We start from the raw sequence: 20,148 nt of genomic DNA on the forward strand, positions 1-20,148 counted from the left end.
TGAAGCCCTCGGGCTCACAAAGCGGGTGGGTCAGTATTCGATGGAAATCTCGGGTCAGAGATCGGTGGAATTCAACAACGAGTCGACCTCAAGTAGCTCTGAACCTCGCGCAGCCAGGTCTCCCGAGGACCGCGGATCGATCCGCGAGACGCTGGCAGGCAGTTGAGTCACTTGCGGCTTGGCCCCGATCACGGCCAGCGAAGGCGGCGAACTGCTGGCGCATCCGCTCAGCATCGCCAGCAGCAGCAGCGGCGGCGGCCATCGAGCACGGCCAGTTTCTTTTCGCAGGCATTGACGTTCTCATGTTGAGCTTTGGCATGGGCAGCCTGCATCGCGACCACGCGCCGCAGGTCTTCGAGCGCGACAAGCGCGCGGCGGGTGTTCTCGGCCTGACGGTCGAGCTTTTCGTCGGAGACGGCCTTCTGCGGCCTTGGACGCATCGGCCCTCGCCTTCAACACCTGCGTGCGCTCGATGCCCGCCACGGCAAGCGCCAGGGCCAGCAGCAGCGCCCACAGCCACGAAGGCACGATGTCGAAGACCTTCATTGGCTCAGCACCTTGCAGGCACGCGCCGTGATCGCCTTGCGCTCCGCGAGCTTCAGCGTGCCGGGCCGTTGACGCGGCCGGTCCCGTCGTAGACATCGCCCCGCTCCCCGCAAGAATCAAACGGATGCGTCCCCCAACGAAAAAGTCCCGCCGCATGAACTGCGCGGGACTTCTTGAAACTTGCTCAGATCTATTCTGGCGGAGAGTGTGAGATTCGAACTCACGGACGCTTTCACGTCGGCAGTTTTCAAGACTGCTGGTTTAAACCACTCACCCAACTCTCCGGAACCGTCGATTTTATGCTGACGCTGGGCCTTCAATCCTCGGGCAGGAAAAGCGTCTGCAGGTCACTCAAAAAATCCAGCCCGCGTTCGGTCGGCCACACGCGGTGCAGGTCGCGCGCGATGAGGCCCTTGCGCTCGGCTTCTTCCAGGCCTTTTTGAATGCTGGTCATCGCAAGGCCGGTGCGCTCGCTGAACTGGGGCAGCGTAAAGCCTTCTTTCAGGCGCAGCGCGTTGAGCATGAACTCGAACGGCAGGTCGGCCAGTGCAACCTCGTCGCTTTGCGACACGGCCATGCCGGCACTGGCGTTTTGCATGTACAGGCGCGGCTCCCGAAAGCGTACCTGGCGCACGATGCGGTGCGCAAAGCTCAGCTTGCTGTGCGCGCCGGCGCCAATGCCAAGGTAGTCGCCAAACTGCCAGTAGTTGAGGTTGTGCGCGCAGGTGTGGCCGCTGCGCGCATAGGCAGAAACCTCGTAGCGCGCCATGCCGCTGGCGGCGGTTCGCTCGGTAATGCGGTCGAGCATGGCGTAGGCCAAATCATCTTCAGGCAAGGCGGGCGGAAACTTGGCGAACCAGGTGTTGGGCTCGATGGTGAGGTGGTACACCGAGATGTGCGGCGGCGCGAGCGCCAGCGCTTGGCTCAGGTCGGCGTCCAGGCCCTCGATGGTCTGGCCCGGCAGGGCGTACATCAGGTCTAGGTTGAAGGTGTCGAACGCGCTGGCGGCCTCTTCCACGGCGGCAATGGCCTGGGCGCGGTCGTGCACGCGGCCAAGCGCTTTCAGGTGCTCGTCGTTAAAGCTTTGCACGCCCACTGAAAGGCGGGTTACGCCGGCGCTGCGGTAGGCGCGAAAGCGGTTGCGCTCGAAGGTGCCGGGGTTGGCTTCAAGCGTTATTTCGCACTCGGGCGCGAGCTTGAGGCGGGCGCGCACGTCGCCCAGCAGGCGGTCTATAGCCTGGGGTGAAAAGAGGCTGGGCGTTCCGCCGCCGATAAAAATGGTGTGGACTGTGCGGCCCCAGATAAGGGGCAGCGCGGCGTCCAGGTCGGCAATCAGCGCATCGAGGTACGTCGCTTCGGGAATGCCTTCGGCCTCGGCCTCGCTGGTGGCGCGCCACTCGTGCGAGTTGAAGTCGCAGTAAGGGCACTTGCGCAGGCACCACGGCAAATGAATGTAGAGCGACAGGGGCGGCAGCGCGGCCAGTTGCAGCGGGCCGGGGCGCATCCAGTGCAGCACGTCGTTGGCCTGCGGGGCGCCCGCGGCCTGCGCCGGCTGAATGGGAAACACGGTGGCCATTGGGTTCAGTCAGTCAGTCAGCCGGTCAGAACCAGCGTTCGCGCATCAGCGCGAGCATGGCCTTTGCCGCTTGGCCGCGGTGGCTGTTGGCGTTTTTTACCTCGGGCGGCAGTTGGGCAAAGGTTTTGCCAAAGCTGGGCAGGTACATGACGGGGTCGAACCCGAAGCCGTTGTCGCCAATGGGGGCCTGGGTAATTTCGCCGACCACGCGGCCTACGGCGATGAGCGGCTCGGGGTCGTCGTGGCCGCGCAGCGCAACCAGGGTGCTGACGAGCGCGGCGCGGCGGTTGGCCACGCCGTTCAGCTGCTCGAGCAGGGCCTTCACGTTGTTGGCATCGCCCTTGGCGTAGCCGAACTGAGTGGCATAAAACGCGGTGTCGACGCCGGGCAGGCCGCCGAAGGCATCGACGCACAGGCCAGCGTCGTCTGCAATGGCGGGCAGGCCGGTGGCGGCGCTGGCATGGCGCGCCTTGGCCAGGGCGTTTTCTACAAAGGTGCGAAACGGCTCTTCGGCCTCGCCCACGCCGAGTGCCGATTGGGGCACGAGCGTGACGGACAGCTCCGCAAACAGTTGCTGGAGCTCGGCCAGCTTGCCGGCGTTGTTGGAGGCCAAGACCAGTTGCATTGCCGCCATTGCTTATTTAGCGAGCAACGCCTGCTGCTGCATGACGATGAGTTCGCCGATGCCCTTTTCGGCCAGGCCGAGCAGGATGTTCATTTCATCGCGCGAGAAGGCCGCGCCTTCGGCGGTGCCCTGCACTTCGACGAAATGGCCGGCGCCGGTCATCACCACGTTCATGTCGGTGTCGCAGGCGGAGTCTTCGGTGTATTCCAAGTCGAGCAGCGGGGTGCCGCCGACGATGCCGACGGAAATGGCGGCCACGTGGCCCCGGATGGGCGTTGCGGCAATGGTGCCGGCGGCCAGCAGCTTGTTGACGGCGTCTTGCGCGGCGACGAACGCGCCGGTAATGGCCGCGGTGCGGGTGCCGCCGTCGGCCTGCAGCACGTCGCAGTCGAGGTGAATGGTGCGCTCGCCCAGGGCGGCAAGGTCGAACACGGCACGCATCGAGCGGCCGATAAGGCGCTGGATTTCTTGCGTGCGGCCGGTCTGCTTGCCCTTGGCGGCTTCGCGGCTGCTGCGGGTGTGGGTGGCGCGCGGCAGCATGCCGTATTCGGCCGTTACCCAGCCTTCGCCGCTGCCCTTTTTGTGCGGGGGCACGCGCTCTTCGACCGAGGCGGTGCACAGCACGCGGGTTTGGCCGAATTCGATGAGCACCGAGCCTTCAGCGTGAATGGTGAAGCCGCGGGTCATGCGAACGGGGCGCAGCTGGTCGGCGGCACGGCCGCCGCTTCGTGTGAAAGCAGTCATTTTTTTAGAGGTATGTAAGAAACAAAAGCGGAGGCAGCTCCGCGAGCCGAAGCAGCCGTGGAATCAGATTTTCTTGGCTGCAGAACGGCGAATGGCTTCGTTGATTTCGGCAATGGAGCGCTCGATGGCGTCTTCGTCCATGTCGTCGATCTCGCCGTCGGAGGGCATGCCGGCCTGAATGGTCGAGGCAAACACGCCGTCGTCGATGGTTTCGGTCGAAACGCCGCGGTCTTCGCGCTTTGAATCGGACATTTCCCATTCGAGCGCGATGAGCGTGACGTTGTCGCTGTGGGCGCCGCCCTTCCGAAGCGCCATTTCAGCCAGGTCTGGCGCGGCATCGGACACGGGCTTGTCGGAAGACAGGGTGTGCACGATGACGGCGTCGTCGAGCACGCCCCACACGCCGTCGGAGCACAGCATGATGCGGTCGCCGCGCTGCAGTTGCAGCGGGGCCGAAATATCGAACAGCGGCGTGGTCGGCGAGCCCAGGCAGGTGAGCAGCAGGTTGCGGTTGACGGGCATGTCGGAGCCGTGGGGGCGCGGGCGCTCGGCATGCGAATGGTCGCGCGTGCGGGTGAGCAGGCGGCCGTCGCGCACCACGTAAAGGCGCGAATCGCCGCAATGCATCCAGGTGGCGGTGGTGCCCTGGAGCACGGCCGCAACCACGGTGGTGCGGGGCGTGTCGAGCATGGCCTTGTTGCTGGCGTACCGCATGATCTGCTGGTGCGCCGCCATGGCCGATTCCGCCAGGAAGGCCTTCACGTCCTTGACGGTTGGGCGGGCTTCACGCTGGTACAGCGCCGCAATGGTCTGCAATGCGAGCTGGGCCGCAACCTCGCCCTCGGGATGGCCGCCCATGCCGTCGGCCAGCACAAACAGGCCGGACTCCCGCGTGTAGCAATAGCCCATGCGGTCTTCGTTCTTGAGGCGGCCGCCTTTGCGGCTGACCTGGAATACCGAGAATTTCATGCCGGACGGGTGGTAGGTGCCGCGGCCCTGGGCAGGGCCTTCTTGTCGAAGGAGCGGATGTTGTCGAATGAAAGCCGCACCTTCTCGCCGACGGTGAGCTTGGTGTAGCGCCGCTCGCCTTCGCGGCTGAGTTCTTTTTGCAGCGCAAAGACCGACTGCGGGCGGGAGAGCGGGTCGAGCGACATGCACCATTCAACCACTTCGATGAGGTTGTCGGAGTACACGCCGCGCAGGCGCGACAGCGACAGGCTGAGCCGGTCTTTCTCGATGCGGCGCGGCGCGTCGTTGGGCGGGTAGCCCTGCATGCAGGCGTAGATGCAGGCACCAATGGCGTAGATGTCGGTCCAGGGGCCCATGGACGAGTCGCGCCGGTACATCTCGGGGGCGGCAAAGCCGGGGGTGTACATGGGGCGGATGAAAATGCCCTCTTTGCTGAGCACTTCGCGTGCGGCACCAAAGTCGATCAGCACGGCGCGGTCTTCGTCGGTAACAAAGATGTTGGCGGGCTTGATGTCCAGGTGGAGCATCTTGTACTGGTGCACGATGCGAAGGCCGCGCAGAATTTCATCGAAAAGCGAGCGGATGGTCGATTCGCGGAAGACCTTGGGCCGTTTCAGGTCGCGCGCGGTCACCACAAAGTCCTGCAGGGTGGCGCCCTCCAGGTAGTTCATGACCATGTAGACGGTTTCGTTCTCTCTAAAGAAGTTGAGAACGCTGACCACCGAGGCGTGCGAGATTTGCGCGAGCGAGCGGCCTTCTTCGAAAAAGCTCTTCAGGCCGAGCCGGTAGAGGGAGAGCTTTTCGGGGGCGACCTCGGGCGTGAGCTCGCCGGGCCCGCGAGTTGCCAGCGAGGAAGGCAGGTATTCCTTGATGGCAACCTGCTGTCCGCTGGGGTCGATGGCGAGATAGACGACGCCAAACCCGCCTGCTGAAAGCCGGCGAACGATGCGGTAACCGCCAATGACCGTATCGGGCAGCAGGGGCGAAGGCTTGACCTTTGACATAATCCGGGAGTTTCGCCCGAAGGCGATGGTGCGGCAAGCGAACGCCATGCCGACGCCTCGGTGCATACAGCAAAAACCACAGTGAGGCGCAATGCCAGTTTACAGCATGACCGGCTATGCCAGTGGCCAGAACGGCCCCGTTGGCAGCCACTCCGAAGCCGAAGCACGGCCTACCGCCGCAGGCCGACTCGGGGTCGAAATACGCTCGGTCAACAGCCGCTTTCTCGACCTCACCTTCAAACTGCCCGAAGAACTGCGCCAGCATGAAACCGCGCTGCGCGAGCTGCTCACGGGCAAGCTGAAGCGCGGCAAGGTCGAAGTGCGGGCCGCCATCGAAAACACGGCCCAGGGCGGCATTGCCGAGCCCTCGGTCAAGCTGCTGCAGCGGCTGAACGGCGTGCAAGACGGCATCAAGGCCTGGCTGCCGGGCGCCCGCGAACTCAGCGTGGCCGACGTCTTGCGGCTGGCCGGCGGCGACGGCACCACCCGCGGCGACTGGGGCAGCGACCTGCTCGACGTGGCCGGCAAGGCGCTGGAAGCGCTGATGTCCGCCCGCCAACGCGAAGGCGCCCGGCTCGCCAAGATGCTGGAGGCCCATCTGGCCCAGCTGCGCACGCTGGTCGAACAGGCCGGCCCGCTGATTCCTCAACTGGTCGAGCAGCAGCGGGCGCGCTTCCTGGAACGCTGGCAAGAGGCCATGGGCCTGACGGGCGGCACCCTGCCCGAGGCCGCGCAAGACCGGGCGCTGAACGAGGCGACGGCTTTTGCGATTCGCATCGACGTGGCGGAAGAGCTCACGCGCCTCAATTCGCACCTGGACGAGATCGAGCGGCTGCTCAAGAAGGGCGGCGAAATCGGCAAGCGGCTGGACTTCTTGATTCAGGAACTGCACCGCGAGGCCAATACACTGGGCTCCAAGTCCGCAGCGCTGGAGCTCACCCGCATTGGCGTGGACATGAAGGTGCTGATCGAGCAGATGCGCGAACAGGTACAAAACATCGAATGAGCGAGCGAATGGACTATCCGGGCAACATTTTTGTGGTGGCGGCACCCAGCGGTGCCGGCAAATCGAGCCTGGTCAAAGCGCTCATGGAGCTGGACACGGCCGTTCAGCCCTCGGTTTCGCACACCACCCGGCCACCGCGCGGGCAAGAAAAGCACGGCCGGGAGTACTTTTTCACCTCGCCGTCGGAGTTCGACGCCATGATTGCCGCGGACGGCTTCGTGGAATGGGCCCATGTGCACGGCCACCGGTATGGCACCTCCAAAAAGGCCATTGAAGAGCGAATTGCCCAGGGGGCGGACGTCATTCTGGAAATCGACTTCCAGGGCGCGATCCAGATCCGCAAGACCTTTGCCAACGCGGTCATGATTTTCATCCTGCCGCCAAGCTGGGAAGAACTGCGCTCCCGGCTGGAGCGGCGCGGCGAAGACAGCGCCGCCGTCATCGAGCTGCGGCTCAAGAATGCCGCCGAAGAGATGGCCCGGGCGGGGGAATTCGACTTCGTTATAATCAACGAGTTATTTGAGCGCGCGCTTTTCGATCTCAAGGCGATCGTCCACGCTCAGCGGCTTCGGTACTCTGCACAACGCCGCGCACGTGCCGACACATTTGCCGCACTGAACATCCCCTGATTTCCTGCTCACTGACCGAAAGATTCTCATCATGGCCCGCATCACCGTCGAAGATTGTCTGCTTCAGATCCCCAACCGCTTCCAGCTGGTTCTGGCCGCCACCTACCGTGCGCGCATGCTGAGCCAAGGCCATGCGCCCAAGATCGAGAGCAAGAACAAGCCCGCCGTGACCGCCCTGCGCGAGATCGCCGAAGGCAAGATCGGCATTGAAATGCTCAAGAAGGTGCCGGGCTGATCTGACGCAGCCCTGCAACGAAAAGGCACCGCAAAGCGGTGCTTTTTTTACGTCTGGACGCGTCCATACAGCGGTCACGCTAAAGTGGTAGCCATGAGTGCGGTTGCCAAACATCAGTCCCATGCCCCTTCGGGCACGCCAAAGCCGAGCCCGGCGGCGCTGAATGCGGCCGCCGCAAGCTTTGCCGCGCTGACGGCCAGGCTCGATTACCTGAGCCCCGAGGACACCGAGCTGGTCCGCCGCGCCTACCGCTTTGCCGACGAGGCCCACCTGGGCCAGCTGCGCAACAGCGGCGAGCCCTACATTACGCACCCGATTGCCGTGGCGGCGCAATGTGCCGAATGGAAGCTTGACGCGCAGGCCCTGATGGCCGCCCTGCTGCACGACGCCATCGAAGATTGCGGCGTTACCAAGCCAGAGCTGATCGAACGCTTTGGCGCCCCAGTCGCCGAGCTGGTCGACGGGCTCACCAAGCTGGACAAGCTGCAGTTCAACACGCGCGAAGAAAACCAGGCCGAATCGTTCCGCAAGATGCTTCTGGCCATGGCGCGCGATGTGCGCGTCATTCTTGTGAAGCTGGCCGACCGCACGCACAACATGCGAACGCTGGACGATGCGCCGCGCGAGAAATGGGCTCGCATTTCGCGCGAAACGCTCGAGATCTACGCGCCCATCGCGCACCGGCTCGGGCTGAACCAGACGTATCGCGAACTGCAAGAGCTGTCGTTCCGCCATTTGAAGCCCTGGCGCTACGCCACGTTGTCCAAGGCCGTGGCCAAGGCGCGCGGCCGCCGGCGCGACCTGATCCAGAAGGTGCAGAAAGAGGTCGAAACCGCCTTCTCGGCCGCCGGCATGACGCTGCGGATTGCTGGCCGCGAGAAAACGCTCTATTCCATCTACCGCAAGATGGAAGAAAAGCACCTGAGCTTTGCCCAGGTGACCGACATCTACGGTTTTCGGCTGATCGTGCCGAACGTGATCGCCTGCTACACGGGCCTGGGCATCCTGCACCAGATGTACAAGCCGCTGCCGGGCAAGTTCAAGGACCACATCGCCATTGCCAAGCTCAACGGCTACCAGTCGCTGCACACCACCCTGGTGGGCCCGGCCGGTGTGAACGTGGAGTTTCAGCTGCGCACGGAGGCCATGCACGTGGTGGCCGAATCGGGCGTGGCGGCGCATTGGCTGTACAAGGCCGCCGAGCCCAATGCGGCCAGCAACGACCGGCTGGGCACCAAGTGGCTGCAGTCGCTGCTCGACATCCAGGACGAAACCCGCGACGCGGCCGAGTTCTGGGACCACGTCAAGGTCGACCTGTTTCCCGATGCGGTCTACGTGTTCACGCCCAAGAGCCAGATTCTGGCGCTGCCGCGCGGCGCCACGGTGGTCGACTTTGCCTATGCCATTCACAGCAACATCGGCGACCACACCTCCGCCGCGCGCATCAACGGCGACCAGGTGCCGCTGCGCACTGAACTGAAGAACGGCGACGTGGTCGAGGTGATTACCGCGCCCGTGTCGACGCCCAACCCGGCTTGGCTGGGCTTTGTGCGAACCGGACGCGCGCGCTCCAAGATCCGCCATTATTTGAAGACGCTGGCGCACGCCGAATCCGAAGGCCTCGGCGAAAAGCTGCTCGCGCAGGCGCTGCGTGCCGAAGGCCTCAGCAAGTTGCCGGCCGACGATGCCGAGCATCAGGCGCTGTGGGAAAAGCTGCTGCGCTTTACCGGCAACCGCACCCGCGCCGAACTGCTGACAGACATCGGCTTGGGCAAGCGAATTGCCAGCATCGTCGCCAAGCGGCTCGTGGCCATGCTCTCCGAACTGGGCGAGCGGCCGGATGCGCTGCTACTGAGCCGCGAGCGCTTCATTTCGCACGAAACCATTTCGCAGGGCGCCGTGACGCTGGACGGGAGCGAGAACTCTTCCGTTCGCTTTGCGCTGTGCTGCCGTCCGATTCCGGGCGATGAGATCGTCGGCTACCTTGGGCACGGAGAAGGCTTGGTGGTGCACACCGAAAGCTGCGGCGTCGGCCAACGCCTGCGGCACAAGGACAGCGAGCGCTTTTTCGCAGTCGAATGGGCCGACGAGCCCACCCGTGCTTTCGAAACCGGCGTGGTGATAACCGTGCGCAACGACAAGGGCGTGCTGGCCCGCGTGGCCGCGACGCTGGCGGACGCCGAAGCGGACATCACGCACGTCGAAATGGCCGACGAAACGCCGCAGGATTCAACCGACCTGCGCTTTGTGATTGCCGTGCGTGATCGAAGCCATCTCGACGCGGTGTTGCGTGCGGCGCGGCGAACAGCGTCGGTGCTGACGGCCGCGCGGACGGTTCCCGCGCCCTGAAATTTCGCCTGAAGCAGCGGCGCGCTTACGCCGCAGTGCCTGAACCCGGAGCGGGATAGCTCACAGACAGCAACTCGACCTCATGCGTGCCGCCCGGCGTCACGAGCTTCACCACGTCGCCCTCGCGTGACTTGAGCAAGGCCCTCGCGATAGGCGAAATCCAGCTGACTTGCGATTGGGCGCTGTCCGCTTCGTCGATGCCCAGGATGGTCACGCTGCGCTCGTCGCCGGTTTCATCGGCATAGCGCACCGTGGCGCCAAAGAAAACCTGATCGCTGCCGTGGTGCACCGAGGGGTCGGTCACCTCGGCAATCTCCAGCCGCTTGGTCAGAAAGCGAATGCGCCGATCGATTTCTCGCAGGCGCTTTTTGCCGTAGAGGTAATCGCCATTCTCCGAGCGGTCGCCATTCTTGGCCGCCCAATGCACCGCCTCGACGACCTTGGGGCGCTCTTCGTCCATCAATTGCAGCAATTCGTCGCGCAGCCGGGCATATCCCGCTGGCGTGATGTAGTTCTTGCTTCCGCTGGGCAGCGCCGGGCCGGCGCTTTCGCCGCCGTCGTCGTCTTCGTCGGCGTCGGTTTCCTTGGTGAATGCTTTGCTCAAGGCAAAACCTCCGAATTTAAAAAGGCCCGCAACTTTCATTGCAGGCCTTCATGATGAAGTGCGGCGAACTCCTGAGTCGCCCGTTCAACATATTGTGCCCCGATCCTTGGGGGGCGAGGCCTTGCGTACCGGGCCGGCTTGCTTCACCCCAGGTCGGAGCGCTTGCAGTCGAAAACCACGCTTTGTTCGACGGCGCGCAGCACGGGCACCTTGTTCACGAACGTCACGCCGGCGCTCATCAGGCGCCACTCCGTTGTCTTGAAGAGTTTGAAGAGGCTCGTGGTTTCGACCCCGACCGTCGGGATGGAGTTGAAGACATAGACGGGCTCACCGGACTGGCTTTCTTCCATGTTCACCAGGTCCGCTCTCAGCTTGCCCATGGTTTCCGTGTCTTTCGTCCTGGAGCGAACGACGTCTATGTTGACGGTGCGCGAGTGCTCGTCGATTGAAATCCTGCGGATCGAATTGAGGGACGAGGCGGTTCCGCTGTTTGCGCCCGGAATGCAGGTGATCTTTCCTGCCCAGACCGAACCTGTGGCCAAGGACAGCAAGAAAAGGAGCGGAAATGCGAGTCTTTTTGCGTGAGTACCCATGATTCACTCTAAGCCGTTTCCCCGGCTGGCAGGGTTCGACCTATGTCTTACGGACTAATTGTTACGGTATCAATAAACGTTAACATTTTCGTCTTCACGTGAAATAAGTCACATTCTTAATTCCCGAGGCTTGCTACTGATGAGTTGAACGGGAGAGAAGCTCCGAGCTCTATGGACTCTGGTGGGAAGCAATGGTCACTCAGGTCATTCATAACGCGACCATCACGTTGCAGTTGCCCTACGGTATGAGCGCCAGCGCCGAAGTCGCGGCGCTGCGGGCCGCGGGCATTCCGGTCGACGGGTTGGGCAATGCAACCTCGGGTTATCTGTTCGTGCGGACCACGGGCCGCGGCGACAATCGGACGAACACCTTTCGGTGGTTTGCCACAAGCATCGGCAGCGATCCCATCGATGTGACCACCTTGCCTGGGGGGCCCTCTCTGGCATGCCGATAGGCAAAAGAAAAAGGGTTAGGACACGTTGATGTCCTAACCCTTTAAGAGAGTGGTGCGGCTGGCAGGAATTGAACCCACGACCCCTTGGTTCGTAGCCAAGTACTCTATCCAACTGAGCTACAGCCGCACAGCTATCGATTATAGCATCCATTTTTGGCCCAAACCGGACCAGCTGAGAAATGAATGCAAGTGGTAGGCCGTGATGGGCTTGAACCATCGACCAACGGATTATGAGTCCGCTGCTCTAACCAACTGAGCTAACGGCCCACGAGAGACCCCGATTCTATTCGCCGTGCGCCTTACTTACGGTGGCTCAGCGCGTTGCTGACCAGGCGCGAGGTGATGTCGACGATCTGGATCATGCGCTCGTAAGGCATGCGCGTCGGGCCGATGACGCCCAGGGTGCCCACGACCTGCCCATCGACCTCGTAGTTGGCGCTGACGATGGAAAGCTCTTCGATCGGCACCACCTGGCTCTCGCCGCCGATGAAGATGCGCACGCCCTCTGCCTTGCTCGACACGTCGAGCAACCGCATGAGCTGCGCCTTTTGCTCGAACAGTTCGAAGGCGCGGCGCAGCTGGCCCATGTCGCTGGAGAAGTCGGTCACCGAGAGCAGGTTGCGCTCGCCGGAGATCACAACGTCGTCTTCCTGCGCTTCGGTAAGCACCTCGGAGCTGACCTTGACGGCCGCCTGCATCAGCGCCGCAATCTCGCCGCGCAGCTTTTCGACCTCGGACTGGAGACGGTCGCGCACCTGCTCGATGGTCAGCCCCGCATAGTGGGCGTTGATGTAGTTCGACGCCTCGACCAGTTGCGACTGCGAATAGTCGGCCTCGGGAAAGATCACGCGGTTTTGCACGTCGCCGTCCGGCGAGACGATGATCACCAGCAGCCGCCGCTCGGAAAGCTTCAGGAACTCGATCTGCTTGAACACTGACGCCCGCCGAGGCGCCATGACGACGCCCACGAACTGCGACAGGTTGGACAGCAGGCTGGCCGCGTTGGCTATCACCTTCTGCGGCTGGTCGGGCGCCAGGCTCGGCGCGCTCATCTGCTCGCGCTCGGCAGTGAGCATGGTGTCGACGAAAAGCCGGTAGCCACGTGCTGTGGGAATGCGGCCGGCGGAGGTGTGCGGGCTTGCAATCAGCCCCAGCGCCTCGAGGTCCGACATGACGTTGCGGATGGTCGCGGGCGAAAGGTCCAGCCCCGGCGCGCGCGACAAAGTCCGCGACCCGACCGGTTGGCCTTCGGCGATGTAACGCTCCACCAAAGTCTTGAGGAGCAACTTGGCACGGTCGTCCAGCATTGCAAGATTTTAGTGTTGTAATTTGTACATGACTTCCCGCTTTCGCAACGTCGCCCTGATCGGCAAATACCAGGCTTCAGGCGCCCGGGCGCAAGCGGACGCGCGCGACGGCGTTATGGAAGATATTGGCGCCTTCCTTGAATCGCAAGGGTGCACTGTTTTCGTCGAAAAATCCGCTGCTGCAGAGGCCGCTGCGGACGCCATCGCAGGCGGCCGCTACGAGGCGCTGAGCGTAGAAGAAATCGGGCAGCGCTGCGACCTGGGCCTGGTGGTCGGGGGCGACGGCACCATGCTGGGCATCGGCCGGCAACTGGCGTGCTACGGCATTCCGCTGATCGGCATCAACCGCGGCCGGCTCGGCTTCATCACCGACATTCCGCTCGACAACTACCAGGCCACGCTGATTCCCATGCTGGCCGGCGAGTACGAAGAAGACCACCGCAGTCTCATGCATGCGCAGGTCATGCGCGACGGTGTGTCGGTTTTCGACGCGCTGGCAATGAACGATGTGGTGGTGAACCGCGACTCCACCTCGGGCATGGTCGAGTTGCGGGTTTCGGTGGGCCGGCATTTCGTGGCCAACCAGCGCGCCGACGGGCTGATCATTGCGTCTCCCACGGGCTCGACGGCGTATGCGCTGTCGGCCGGCGGGCCGCTGCTGCACCCGGCGGTGCCAGGGTGGGTTTTGGTACCCATCGCACCGCACACCTTGTCGAACCGCCCGGTGCTGCTGCCCGACGCCGACGAGATCGTGATCGAACTGGTGTCGGGGCGCGGCGCCAGCGCCAATTTCGACATGCAGTCGCTGGCCTCGCTCGCCATTGGCGACCGGGTGGTGGTGCGGCGCTCCGATTTCCGGGTGCGCTTTCTGCACCCGCGCGGCTGGAGCTACTTCGACACGCTGCGCAAGAAACTTCATTGGAACGAAGGGGGCTCCTGAGATGGCGCTGCGACGCATCGCACTGCGCGACTTCGTGATCGTGCGATCACTCGAACTCGACCTGTCCGCCGGTTTTACGGTGCTCACCGGCGAAACCGGCGCGGGCAAATCCATATTGATCGACGCGCTTCAGCTGGCGCTGGGCAACCGCGCCGATGCAGGCGCGGTGCGCGAGGGCGCCGAGCGCCTCGACGTGAGCGCTGAATTCGATGCCGACCCGGCCTTCGCGGCCTGGCTCGACGAAGGCGGATTCGAATCCGGCGACGCTCTGCTGCTGCGCCGCACGGTGGACCTGCAAGGCCGCAGCCGCGGCTGGATCAACGGCAGCCCGGCCACGGCAACGCAGTTGCGGGAGCTCGGCGACCGCCTGCTCGACATTCACGGCCAGCATGCATGGCAAAGCCTGACGCGCCCCGAGGCCGTGCGCGGCCTGCTCGACGCCTATGCCGGCGTGCGCACCGATGCGCTGGACGCGGCGTGGCACAGCTGGCGGCAGGCGATCTCCGCACTCGACAACGCGCGCTCCGCGCAGGATTCTCTGCAGCGCGAGCGTGAACGGCTGCAATGGCAGATTGCCGAAGTGATGAAGCTGGCGCCCGCCGAGGGCGAGTGGGAAGAGCTCTCGACCAACCACGCGCGCATCTCTAACGCGCAGGCGCTGATCGACGCGGCGCAGGGCGCAAGCCAGGCGCTCGAAGACGACGACAACGGCGCCCTGGCGGCGCTCTCGCGCGCGGTGACGCTGCTGCAGAACTGCGAGCACATCGAGCCCGAGTTCCGCGCGCTCGGCGAAGTGCTGGCCTCCAGCGTGGCGCAGGCCTCAGACGCCGCGCATTCGCTGCACGGCTACCTGCGCGACGCAGAGGCCGATCCGCAGCGCCTTGCCGAACTGGACGAGCGCATGGGGTTGTGGATGTCGCTGGCGCGCCGCTACAAGCGCACGCCCGACGACCTGCCCGCGCTGCTGGCGGGATGGCAAGCCGAGTTGAAGGCGTTGGACGCACAAAGCGACCTCGAAGGCCTGGAGCGTGCCGAACAGGCTGCGCAGCAGGCCTACATGAAGGAAGCCAAGGCGCTCGCCAAGTCTCGCAAGCAGGCCGCACCGCGCTTGTCCGAAGCGGTCACACAAGCCATGCAGGGGCTGGGCATGCAGGGCGGCCGCTTCGAGGTCGAACTGCAGCCGCTCGCGCAGCCGGGCCGCGCCGGGCTCGAAGACGTCGCTTTTCTGGTGAGCGGCCATCCGGGCAGCACGCCCCGCCCCATCGGCAAGGTGGCTTCGGGCGGCGAGCTTTCCCGCATTGCCTTGGCCATTGCGGTCACCACGAGCCAGCTTGGCGCCGCGCAAACGCTGATCTTCGACGAGGTCGATGCCGGCGTGGGCGGCGCTGTTGCAGAGACCGTGGGGCGCCTCATGAAGCAGCTCGGGCGCGACCGCCAGGTTCTGGCCGTTACGCACCTGCCGCAAGTGGCTGCGTGCGCCGATCACCACCTGGTGGTGGCCAAGCGCCAGACCGCCGCGGCCGGCCAGGACGGCCCGCGCACCGAAAGCGGCGTTTCGCGCCTGGACGACGAGAACCGCGCCCGGGAAATCGCCCGCATGCTCGGCGGCGAGAAGGTTTCGCACACTTCGCTGGCGCATGCCCGCGAAATGCTGGGCCACAAGACGTCGGCGACGCTGTGATGAACCTCGATCTGGTGCTCATCACCGGCATGTCGGGTTCAGGCAAATCCGTCGCATTGCATGCACTGGAAGACGCGGGCTACTACTGCGTCGACAACCTGCCGCCCGAATTGCTGACGCCGTTCATCGCGCTGCAGCACGAACAGGAAGCCAAGCGCGTTGCCATTGCCATGGACGTGCGCAGCGGCGTGTCGCTGCCGATCGTTCCGCAGCAGCTCGAGGCGCTGCGGCACGACGGTGTTTCGCTGCGTTCGCTGTTTCTCGACGCCACCACCGATGCCCTGCTGCGGCGCTATTCCGAAACCCGCCGGCGGCACCCGCTGTCGCGCCAGGAGGGCCGCACCGACGCGCCCGAGCAGGAGCGGGCGCTGATACAAGCCATTGAACTGGAGCGCGAGCTGCTGGCCGACCTGCGCGACGGCGCCGACGTGATCGACACCAGCCTGATACGGCCGGCGCAGCTCCAGAGCTACATCAAGGCGCTGATTTCTGCGCCGCAAAGCGCGCTGACGCTGGTGTTCGAATCTTTCGCCTTCAAGCGCGGCGTGCCGCTGGACGCCGACTACGTGTTCGACGTGCGCATGCTCCCCAATCCGCATTACGTGCCGACCTTGCGGCCGCTCACCGGCCGCGACGCGCCGGTGGTCGAATGGCTGCGCGAGCACGAAGACGTGGCTCGCATGTACGACGACATCGAGCAGTTTCTTTCGCGCTGGCTCGATGCGCTGGCGCGAGACCACCGCAGCTACGTGACGGTGGCCATCGGCTGCACGGGCGGCCAGCACCGATCGGTTTTCCTGGTCGAACAGCTGGCACGTGCCTTTGGCGCGCGTTGGGGTGCCCTCAAGCGGCACCGCGAGCTGGACGCGATCTGAACTCGCCCATAGCCGGCAGCTTTCGAAGCTAGCCTGCGCTGCTTTCCAGCAGCTTGCGCATCGGCGCCGGCAACCCGAGCCGCCCCCACTCCTCTGCATCCACCCAGCGCGCGGTCTCGCCTTGCGGCTGGCCGCCCTGAAGCATCACCGGGTGAAGATGCAAGTCCTTGTGGGTCAGCACGTGCACGAAGGGCGGCAGGTCTTGCGCCTTGCGCTGCTCGGCCGGCGGCAGTGCGGCCAGCAGGTCTTCGCGGCTCTCGAACACCGGCAGGCAATAGAGCCCGGCCCAGATACCCTTGGCCGGACGCTTTTCCAGCCAGACGCGGCCTTGCGCATCGCGCGCCAGCAACGTCCAGAGCGACTGGGCACTGCGCTTCAGTTTGCGTGTCTTGACGGGATAGCGCTCCGGCTGGCCTTCGCGCAGGCCGGTGCAGATGCTGTTCACCGGACAGATCATGCAGCTCGGTTTGCGCGGCAGGCAGACCGTGGCGCCCAGATCCATCACGCCCTGCGTGTAGCCCGCAATGGCTTCCTTTTGCCCGTCAGGCGGCAGCAGCTGCGTGGCCCGGTCCCAGAGCGCGCGCTCCTGCGCCGACGAAGACATGTCTCCGCCAAAGCCGAGCACGCGGGTCAGCACGCGCTTCACGTTGCCGTCGAGAATTGCCACGCGCTCGCCAAAGCAGAAGGCCGCAATTGCCGATGCGGTGGAACGGCCGATGCCCGGCAGGGTGGTGAGCTCTGCCGCGGTCCGCGGAAACTCTCCGCCGAAGCGCGCAACCACCTCCTGGGCGCAGCGGTGCATGTTGCGTGCGCGGCTGTAATAGCCCAGGCCGCTCCAGAGTCCGAACACCTCGTCCTCCGTACCGTCGGCCAGGGCCCGCACCGTAGGGAAGCGTTCGAGAAAGCGCGCAAAGTACCCGAGCACCGTCGAGACCTGGGTCTGCTGGAGCATGACCTCCGACAGCCATACGCGGTACGGATCGCGCGTGTTCTGCCATGGCAGCTCGCTGCGCCCATGGCTGCGCTGCCAGGCCACGACACGCTGCGCAAAATCAGCCGGCATGTGCAACTCCTGCGTTGCGCCGCCGGGCACCGGGCAATCAGGCTGCACGCAGTTCGCCGATGGCGGCCGCGGCGGCCGGCCTTCCCTGTTGCGCGATCATCGAAGTGAATTCCTGCAGCCGAAGATGCAGCTCGGCCAGGCTGCTCTCTTGCGCGGCAAGTTCGAGCAGGCGTTCGTCGAGGTTGCCGGCCGCATTCTGGATGCGCTCGATCGCCTCGATACGCTTGCTGAAGGTGCGGCGACGCTCCTTCAGCTGCGCGTCGATCTGTGCGCTGGCACCCTTGCTCCAGCGCTCCACTTCGGTCATGGCCGCTTCGTTGACCAGCCGCAGCCGGCTCGCGAGTGCGCGCACCAGCTTGTCGCAGAAATCCGCTTGTGCCAGCCTCAGCAGATTGCCGACGCTCAGGTAATGAATGTGGCTGCGCTCGATCTGGCTCAGCTCCTGTTCGAAGCTCGTCAGGTCCGGCTCGGCGGGCGCCTGCAGGTTGAAGCCCTGCTCCGCGTTGAGCTGACGGAACGTGGCGTGCAGCATCGATTGAATCTCGGCCGTGGTGGCCTGCACTTCGCGCAGGTTGTTGCGCAATGAATCGAAGGTCTCGCCGTACACCTTGCGCACGTTGAGCTTGATGCCGGGGCGCTTGAGCGCGGTTGAAAGCCGCACCATGTCCTCCTTGAGCGCGGTGCGGCCGAGCACGGCATACACCTCGCGCAGCAGCTTGCCTTGCACGGAGCGCAGCGCGAGGATGCGCGTGTTGCTGCCCTCGAACTCGTTCTGCTCCTGGTCGATGCGGGCACGCATGTGGCGGATCACCGAAACATTCTTGCCGCGCAGGCCCTGCAGTTCGAGCGCCTGCTCCGACAAGTCGCGCTGGCGCACCTTCAGGATGCGCTCGGCTTCGACACGCAATGCCACCATGCCGGCATCGACGGCAAGCCGCAGCATGGTTTCGCGCTTGCCGAGCACGCCCTCGGCGAGCAGCGTTTCGAGCGCCAGCAAACGGCTGGCTTCGAGCAGCCGCCCGTCGCGCTGGATTTTTGCCTGCAGGCCCTTTTGCGCCGACACCGGCAGCACCTGCACGAGCGGCACCTCGAGAAACTTGGCCGCCACTTCACGCTGGCGCTCGATCTGCATTTCGATCTGCGCGGGCGTGCTGAGCGTGTCCCACATGGTGTCGATCTTGTTGAGCACCACGAAGCGGGTGTCGCTGCCTTCGCTTTCGGTGACCAGGTGCTCGCGCCAGATGGACAGGTCGGACCGCGTCACCCCGGTTTCGGCACCCAGGATGAAGACGACCGCATGCGCCTGCGGAATGAGGCTGACCGTGAGTTCGGGCTCGGCGCCAATCGCGTTCAGGCCCGGAGTATCCAGAATGACCAGCCCCTGCTCCAGCAGCGGGTGCGGCATGTTCAGGATGGCGTGGCGCCAGCGCGGAATCTCGACCCGGCCTTCGGCGTCTTGCACCGGGTTGTCGTCGGGTGTTTCTTCGTTCCAGAAGCCGAGCGCATGCGCCTCGTCCTTGCTGACCCAGCGCACTTCGGCCACCTTGCCCATGGCCTGGGCCAGCTGCTCGGCGTTCTCTACGTCGATGGCAATTTCAGTCCAGCGCGTGGGCTTTTCGCGCCAGTGCGTGAGCGAATGGGGTTCCAGCCGGGTTTCGATAGGCAGCAGCCGCAGCTTGGGCGACACCGCGGCGTCGTAGCCCAGTTCGGTCGGACACATCGTCGTGCGCCCCGCGCTGGCCGGCATGATGCGCCGCCCGTAGCCGGCGAAGAAGATCGCGTTGATCAGCTCCGACTTGCCGCGCGAGAACTCGGCCACGAACGCGACCATGACCTTGCTGTTGCGAATCTGCAGCTCGAGGCCGCGCAGGCGCTCGGCCACGGCTTGGTCGAGCAGCTCGTTCTCGGTCAGCCAGCGGGACAGCCACTGGAGGCGGTGAGCAAAATTGCTTCGCCAGGCGCCGTGCTGATCGAGTTGTTGGTTGAAAGAGCGGCTCAAAGGAAATATGTAAGAAACAACTTACAAATATAGCATCGCAAGCTGTGGAGCAACCGTTTGCAGGATATTCGAACGTGGACGCCAGAAAACTATTTTTGACAATTTGGACAATAGTAAGTGGAACGCTGGCCTTGGCGTAGCTGCCGTATCGGCGTTGCGCAGACCCGACAAGGCTCGCCGGCCCGCCCGTAGACCGTGGCTTCGAGTTGGAAATAGCCGTTCTGCCCGTCCACATTGGAGAAATCGCGCAGCGTGCTGCCGCCCTTCTCCACCGCCCTGGCCAAAATTTCGCGTACCGCCGCATGAAGCTTGGCGGCGCGCGGCCGGCTGATTCGCGCGGCAGACAGGGTCGGGCGAATGCCCGCCTGAAACAGCGCCTCCGACGCATAGATGTTCCCAACGCCCACCACCACATCGCCCGCGAGCAGCACCTGCTTCACCGCCGTGCGGCGCTTCCGAAGCCCGGCGTGGAAAGCGTCGAGGTCGAAGCCGTCGCCCAGCGGCTCCATGCCCAGTCCGCCAAGCAGCTTGATGGCCCATGGCGCCGCCTCGTCTTCCACATACACCACGGCACCGAAGCGGCGCGGATCATTGAGCCGCAGGGTACCCCGGTCGGTCACGAGATCGAAGTGATCGTGAACGCCGGGCGGCGGCAGCGCCGCATCGAAACGCAGGCTGCCAGACATGCCCAGGTGCAGCAGCAGCAAGCCGCGATCGAGATCGATCAGCAGGTACTTGCCGCGCCGGCGCACCTGCAGCACCTGTCGCCCGACCAGCGCCTCGGGCTCGACCATCAGCGCCCAGCGCAAGGGCTTGCCGATGCGCACCGCATCGATGCGTGCACCGGCAATGCGTTCGGCAAAACCGCGCCGCGTCACTTCGACTTCTGGAAGCTCTGGCATAAGAATAAAAACTCCGGGCTGCAATGAAGCCCCACGCGGTGCTCGC

General features: G+C 64.5%; 20 protein-coding genes and 3 tRNA genes. 8 read left to right on the forward strand and 15 right to left on the reverse strand.

Going from position 1 to position 20,148, the window contains the following annotated elements; all coding sequences use genetic code 11:
• Nucleotides 1–227 precede the first annotated feature (227 nt).
• The 7 genes from V9L20_RS24645 to V9L20_RS24675 form a co-directional block, all read right to left on the reverse strand.
• Entirely contained in the window at nucleotides 228–440 is a 213-nt protein-coding gene (locus tag V9L20_RS24645) for a hypothetical protein (RefSeq protein ID WP_337298591.1), read from the reverse strand.
• Between the two features lie 302 nt (nucleotides 441–742).
• Nucleotides 743–830: transfer RNA gene (locus V9L20_RS24650), tRNA-Ser, on the reverse strand.
• Between the two features lie 32 nt (nucleotides 831–862).
• Nucleotides 863–2,122, reverse strand: coding sequence for a radical SAM family heme chaperone HemW (gene hemW / locus V9L20_RS24655; protein ID WP_337298592.1), 1,260 nt, complete (start codon nucleotides 2,120–2,122; stop codon nucleotides 863–865).
• 25 nt (nucleotides 2,123–2,147) lie between these two features.
• The gene (locus V9L20_RS24660) at nucleotides 2,148–2,747 is read right to left on the reverse strand and encodes a non-canonical purine NTP pyrophosphatase (RefSeq protein WP_281151236.1); all 600 of its coding nucleotides are present in this window, start codon (nucleotides 2,745–2,747) and stop codon (nucleotides 2,148–2,150) included.
• A gap of 12 nt (nucleotides 2,748–2,759) precedes the next feature.
• Nucleotides 2,760–3,491, reverse strand: a complete 732-nt coding sequence (rph, locus tag V9L20_RS24665) for a ribonuclease PH (RefSeq protein WP_337298593.1) — start codon at nucleotides 3,489–3,491, stop codon at nucleotides 2,760–2,762.
• A 63-nt stretch (nucleotides 3,492–3,554) separates the two neighbouring features.
• Complete coding sequence (locus V9L20_RS24670; RefSeq protein ID WP_258502199.1) at nucleotides 3,555–4,460, reverse strand: PP2C family protein-serine/threonine phosphatase; 906 nt, start codon at nucleotides 4,458–4,460, stop codon at nucleotides 3,555–3,557.
• Nucleotides 4,457–5,464 carry a serine/threonine protein kinase gene (locus V9L20_RS24675; RefSeq protein ID WP_126747017.1) on the reverse strand — a complete coding sequence of 336 codons (1,008 nt, stop codon included), beginning with the start codon at nucleotides 5,462–5,464 and terminating at the stop codon, nucleotides 4,457–4,459. The genes V9L20_RS24670 and V9L20_RS24675 overlap by 4 nt, the downstream gene beginning before the upstream one ends.
• A gap of 91 nt (nucleotides 5,465–5,555) precedes the next feature.
• On the opposite strand from V9L20_RS24675, the gene V9L20_RS24680 reads away from it, so the two are divergent.
• From V9L20_RS24680 to V9L20_RS24695, 4 genes are all read left to right on the forward strand, one after another.
• A complete protein-coding gene (locus tag V9L20_RS24680) occupies nucleotides 5,556–6,470 on the forward strand; it encodes a YicC/YloC family endoribonuclease (RefSeq protein ID WP_258502201.1) in 915 nt (304 codons plus the stop codon).
• Nucleotides 6,471–6,478: 8 nt separating this feature from the next.
• Nucleotides 6,479–7,099, forward strand: a complete 621-nt coding sequence (gmk, locus tag V9L20_RS24685) for a guanylate kinase (protein WP_015867099.1) — start codon at nucleotides 6,479–6,481, stop codon at nucleotides 7,097–7,099.
• 31 nt (nucleotides 7,100–7,130) lie between these two features.
• A complete protein-coding gene (gene rpoZ, locus V9L20_RS24690; protein ID WP_021009011.1) occupies nucleotides 7,131–7,334 on the forward strand; it encodes a DNA-directed RNA polymerase subunit omega in 204 nt (67 codons plus the stop codon).
• Nucleotides 7,335–7,427: 93 nt separating this feature from the next.
• Nucleotides 7,428–9,683: a RelA/SpoT family protein gene (locus V9L20_RS24695; RefSeq protein WP_337298594.1), complete on the forward strand. Its 2,256-nt coding sequence runs from the start codon at nucleotides 7,428–7,430 to the stop codon at nucleotides 9,681–9,683.
• A gap of 25 nt (nucleotides 9,684–9,708) precedes the next feature.
• Here the strand turns inward: V9L20_RS24695 and greB are convergent, their stop codons facing one another.
• Both greB and V9L20_RS24705 read right to left on the reverse strand, forming a co-directional pair.
• Nucleotides 9,709–10,287, reverse strand: coding sequence for a transcription elongation factor GreB (greB, locus tag V9L20_RS24700; protein WP_157615643.1), 579 nt, complete (start codon nucleotides 10,285–10,287; stop codon nucleotides 9,709–9,711).
• A gap of 143 nt (nucleotides 10,288–10,430) precedes the next feature.
• Nucleotides 10,431–10,880, reverse strand: a complete 450-nt coding sequence (locus V9L20_RS24705) for a hypothetical protein (RefSeq protein ID WP_337298595.1) — start codon at nucleotides 10,878–10,880, stop codon at nucleotides 10,431–10,433.
• A 191-nt stretch (nucleotides 10,881–11,071) separates the two neighbouring features.
• Between V9L20_RS24705 and V9L20_RS24710 the strand changes: the two genes are divergently transcribed.
• Nucleotides 11,072–11,335 (forward strand): hypothetical protein, encoded by a 264-nt coding sequence (locus tag V9L20_RS24710; RefSeq protein WP_258502207.1) that lies wholly within the window; start codon nucleotides 11,072–11,074, stop codon nucleotides 11,333–11,335.
• Nucleotides 11,336–11,385: 50 nt separating this feature from the next.
• On the opposite strand, the gene V9L20_RS24715 is transcribed toward V9L20_RS24710, so the two are convergent.
• From V9L20_RS24715 to hrcA, 3 genes are all read right to left on the reverse strand, one after another.
• Nucleotides 11,386–11,462, reverse strand: a tRNA-Arg gene (locus tag V9L20_RS24715).
• A 63-nt stretch (nucleotides 11,463–11,525) separates the two neighbouring features.
• Nucleotides 11,526–11,602, reverse strand: a tRNA-Ile gene (locus V9L20_RS24720).
• Nucleotides 11,603–11,634: 32 nt separating this feature from the next.
• Complete coding sequence (gene hrcA, locus V9L20_RS24725; RefSeq protein WP_126747023.1) at nucleotides 11,635–12,642, reverse strand: heat-inducible transcriptional repressor HrcA; 1,008 nt, start codon at nucleotides 12,640–12,642, stop codon at nucleotides 11,635–11,637.
• Nucleotides 12,643–12,670: 28 nt separating this feature from the next.
• Between hrcA and V9L20_RS24730 the strand changes: the two genes are divergently transcribed.
• From V9L20_RS24730 to rapZ, 3 genes are read left to right on the forward strand one after another with little or no spacing between them, the layout of a single operon-like run.
• Nucleotides 12,671–13,582: an NAD kinase gene (locus tag V9L20_RS24730; RefSeq protein ID WP_126747024.1), complete on the forward strand. Its 912-nt coding sequence runs from the start codon at nucleotides 12,671–12,673 to the stop codon at nucleotides 13,580–13,582.
• A gap of 1 nt (nucleotide 13,583) precedes the next feature.
• Nucleotides 13,584–15,263, forward strand: coding sequence for a DNA repair protein RecN (gene recN / locus V9L20_RS24735; protein WP_337298596.1), 1,680 nt, complete (start codon nucleotides 13,584–13,586; stop codon nucleotides 15,261–15,263).
• Nucleotides 15,263–16,138, forward strand: coding sequence for an RNase adapter RapZ (gene rapZ / locus V9L20_RS24740; RefSeq protein ID WP_258502210.1), 876 nt, complete (start codon nucleotides 15,263–15,265; stop codon nucleotides 16,136–16,138). Before recN ends, rapZ begins: the two co-directional genes overlap by 1 nt.
• 28 nt (nucleotides 16,139–16,166) lie before the next feature.
• Here rapZ and mutY read toward each other — a convergent pair whose 3' ends face one another.
• The 3 genes from mutY to mutM all read right to left on the reverse strand — a co-directional run bounded on the left by mutY (nucleotide 16,167) and on the right by mutM (nucleotide 20,102).
• Nucleotides 16,167–17,201: an A/G-specific adenine glycosylase gene (gene mutY / locus V9L20_RS24745; protein WP_337298597.1), complete on the reverse strand. Its 1,035-nt coding sequence runs from the start codon at nucleotides 17,199–17,201 to the stop codon at nucleotides 16,167–16,169.
• 37 nt (nucleotides 17,202–17,238) lie between these two features.
• Nucleotides 17,239–19,200 carry a dynamin family protein gene (locus V9L20_RS24750; protein WP_337298598.1) on the reverse strand — a complete coding sequence of 654 codons (1,962 nt, stop codon included), beginning with the start codon at nucleotides 19,198–19,200 and terminating at the stop codon, nucleotides 17,239–17,241.
• A gap of 89 nt (nucleotides 19,201–19,289) precedes the next feature.
• Nucleotides 19,290–20,102 carry a bifunctional DNA-formamidopyrimidine glycosylase/DNA-(apurinic or apyrimidinic site) lyase gene (mutM, locus tag V9L20_RS24755; RefSeq protein ID WP_126747028.1) on the reverse strand — a complete coding sequence of 271 codons (813 nt, stop codon included), beginning with the start codon at nucleotides 20,100–20,102 and terminating at the stop codon, nucleotides 19,290–19,292.
• Nucleotides 20,103–20,148: the final 46 nt, after the last annotated feature.

The organism is Variovorax sp. CCNWLW225 (assembly GCF_037204045.1).
Lineage (GTDB): Bacteria > Pseudomonadota > Gammaproteobacteria > Burkholderiales > Burkholderiaceae_C > Variovorax.

Bases quoted from the DNA above. Each gene is read 5' to 3' on its own strand.
- V9L20_RS24710 (WP_258502207.1), top strand. From the start codon at position 11,072: ATGGTCACTCAGGTCATTCATAACGCGACCATCACGTTGCAGTTGCCC.
- V9L20_RS24680 (WP_258502201.1), top strand. From the start codon at position 5,556: ATGCCAGTTTACAGCATGACCGGCTATGCCAGTGGCCAGAACGGCCCC.
- V9L20_RS24730 (WP_126747024.1), top strand. From the start codon at position 12,671: ATGACTTCCCGCTTTCGCAACGTCGCCCTGATCGGCAAATACCAGGCT.
- rapZ (WP_258502210.1), top strand. From the start codon at position 15,263: ATGAACCTCGATCTGGTGCTCATCACCGGCATGTCGGGTTCAGGCAAA.
- hrcA (WP_126747023.1), bottom strand. From the start codon at position 12,642: ATGCTGGACGACCGTGCCAAGTTGCTCCTCAAGACTTTGGTGGAGCGT.
- hemW (WP_337298592.1), bottom strand. From the start codon at position 2,122: ATGGCCACCGTGTTTCCCATTCAGCCGGCGCAGGCCGCGGGCGCCCCG.
- mutM (WP_126747028.1), bottom strand. From the start codon at position 20,102: ATGCCAGAGCTTCCAGAAGTCGAAGTGACGCGGCGCGGTTTTGCCGAA.
- rpoZ (WP_021009011.1), top strand. From the start codon at position 7,131: ATGGCCCGCATCACCGTCGAAGATTGTCTGCTTCAGATCCCCAACCGC.
- V9L20_RS24645 (WP_337298591.1), bottom strand. From the start codon at position 440: ATGCGTCCAAGGCCGCAGAAGGCCGTCTCCGACGAAAAGCTCGACCGT.
- V9L20_RS24695 (WP_337298594.1), top strand. From the start codon at position 7,428: ATGAGTGCGGTTGCCAAACATCAGTCCCATGCCCCTTCGGGCACGCCA.
- rph (WP_337298593.1), bottom strand. From the start codon at position 3,491: ATGACTGCTTTCACACGAAGCGGCGGCCGTGCCGCCGACCAGCTGCGC.
- recN (WP_337298596.1), top strand. From the start codon at position 13,584: ATGGCGCTGCGACGCATCGCACTGCGCGACTTCGTGATCGTGCGATCA.
- V9L20_RS24675 (WP_126747017.1), bottom strand. From the start codon at position 5,464: ATGTCAAAGGTCAAGCCTTCGCCCCTGCTGCCCGATACGGTCATTGGC.
- V9L20_RS24670 (WP_258502199.1), bottom strand. From the start codon at position 4,460: ATGAAATTCTCGGTATTCCAGGTCAGCCGCAAAGGCGGCCGCCTCAAG.
- gmk (WP_015867099.1), top strand. From the start codon at position 6,479: ATGGACTATCCGGGCAACATTTTTGTGGTGGCGGCACCCAGCGGTGCC.
- V9L20_RS24660 (WP_281151236.1), bottom strand. From the start codon at position 2,747: ATGCAACTGGTCTTGGCCTCCAACAACGCCGGCAAGCTGGCCGAGCTC.
- mutY (WP_337298597.1), bottom strand. From the start codon at position 17,201: ATGCCGGCTGATTTTGCGCAGCGTGTCGTGGCCTGGCAGCGCAGCCAT.
- V9L20_RS24705 (WP_337298595.1), bottom strand. From the start codon at position 10,880: ATGGGTACTCACGCAAAAAGACTCGCATTTCCGCTCCTTTTCTTGCTG.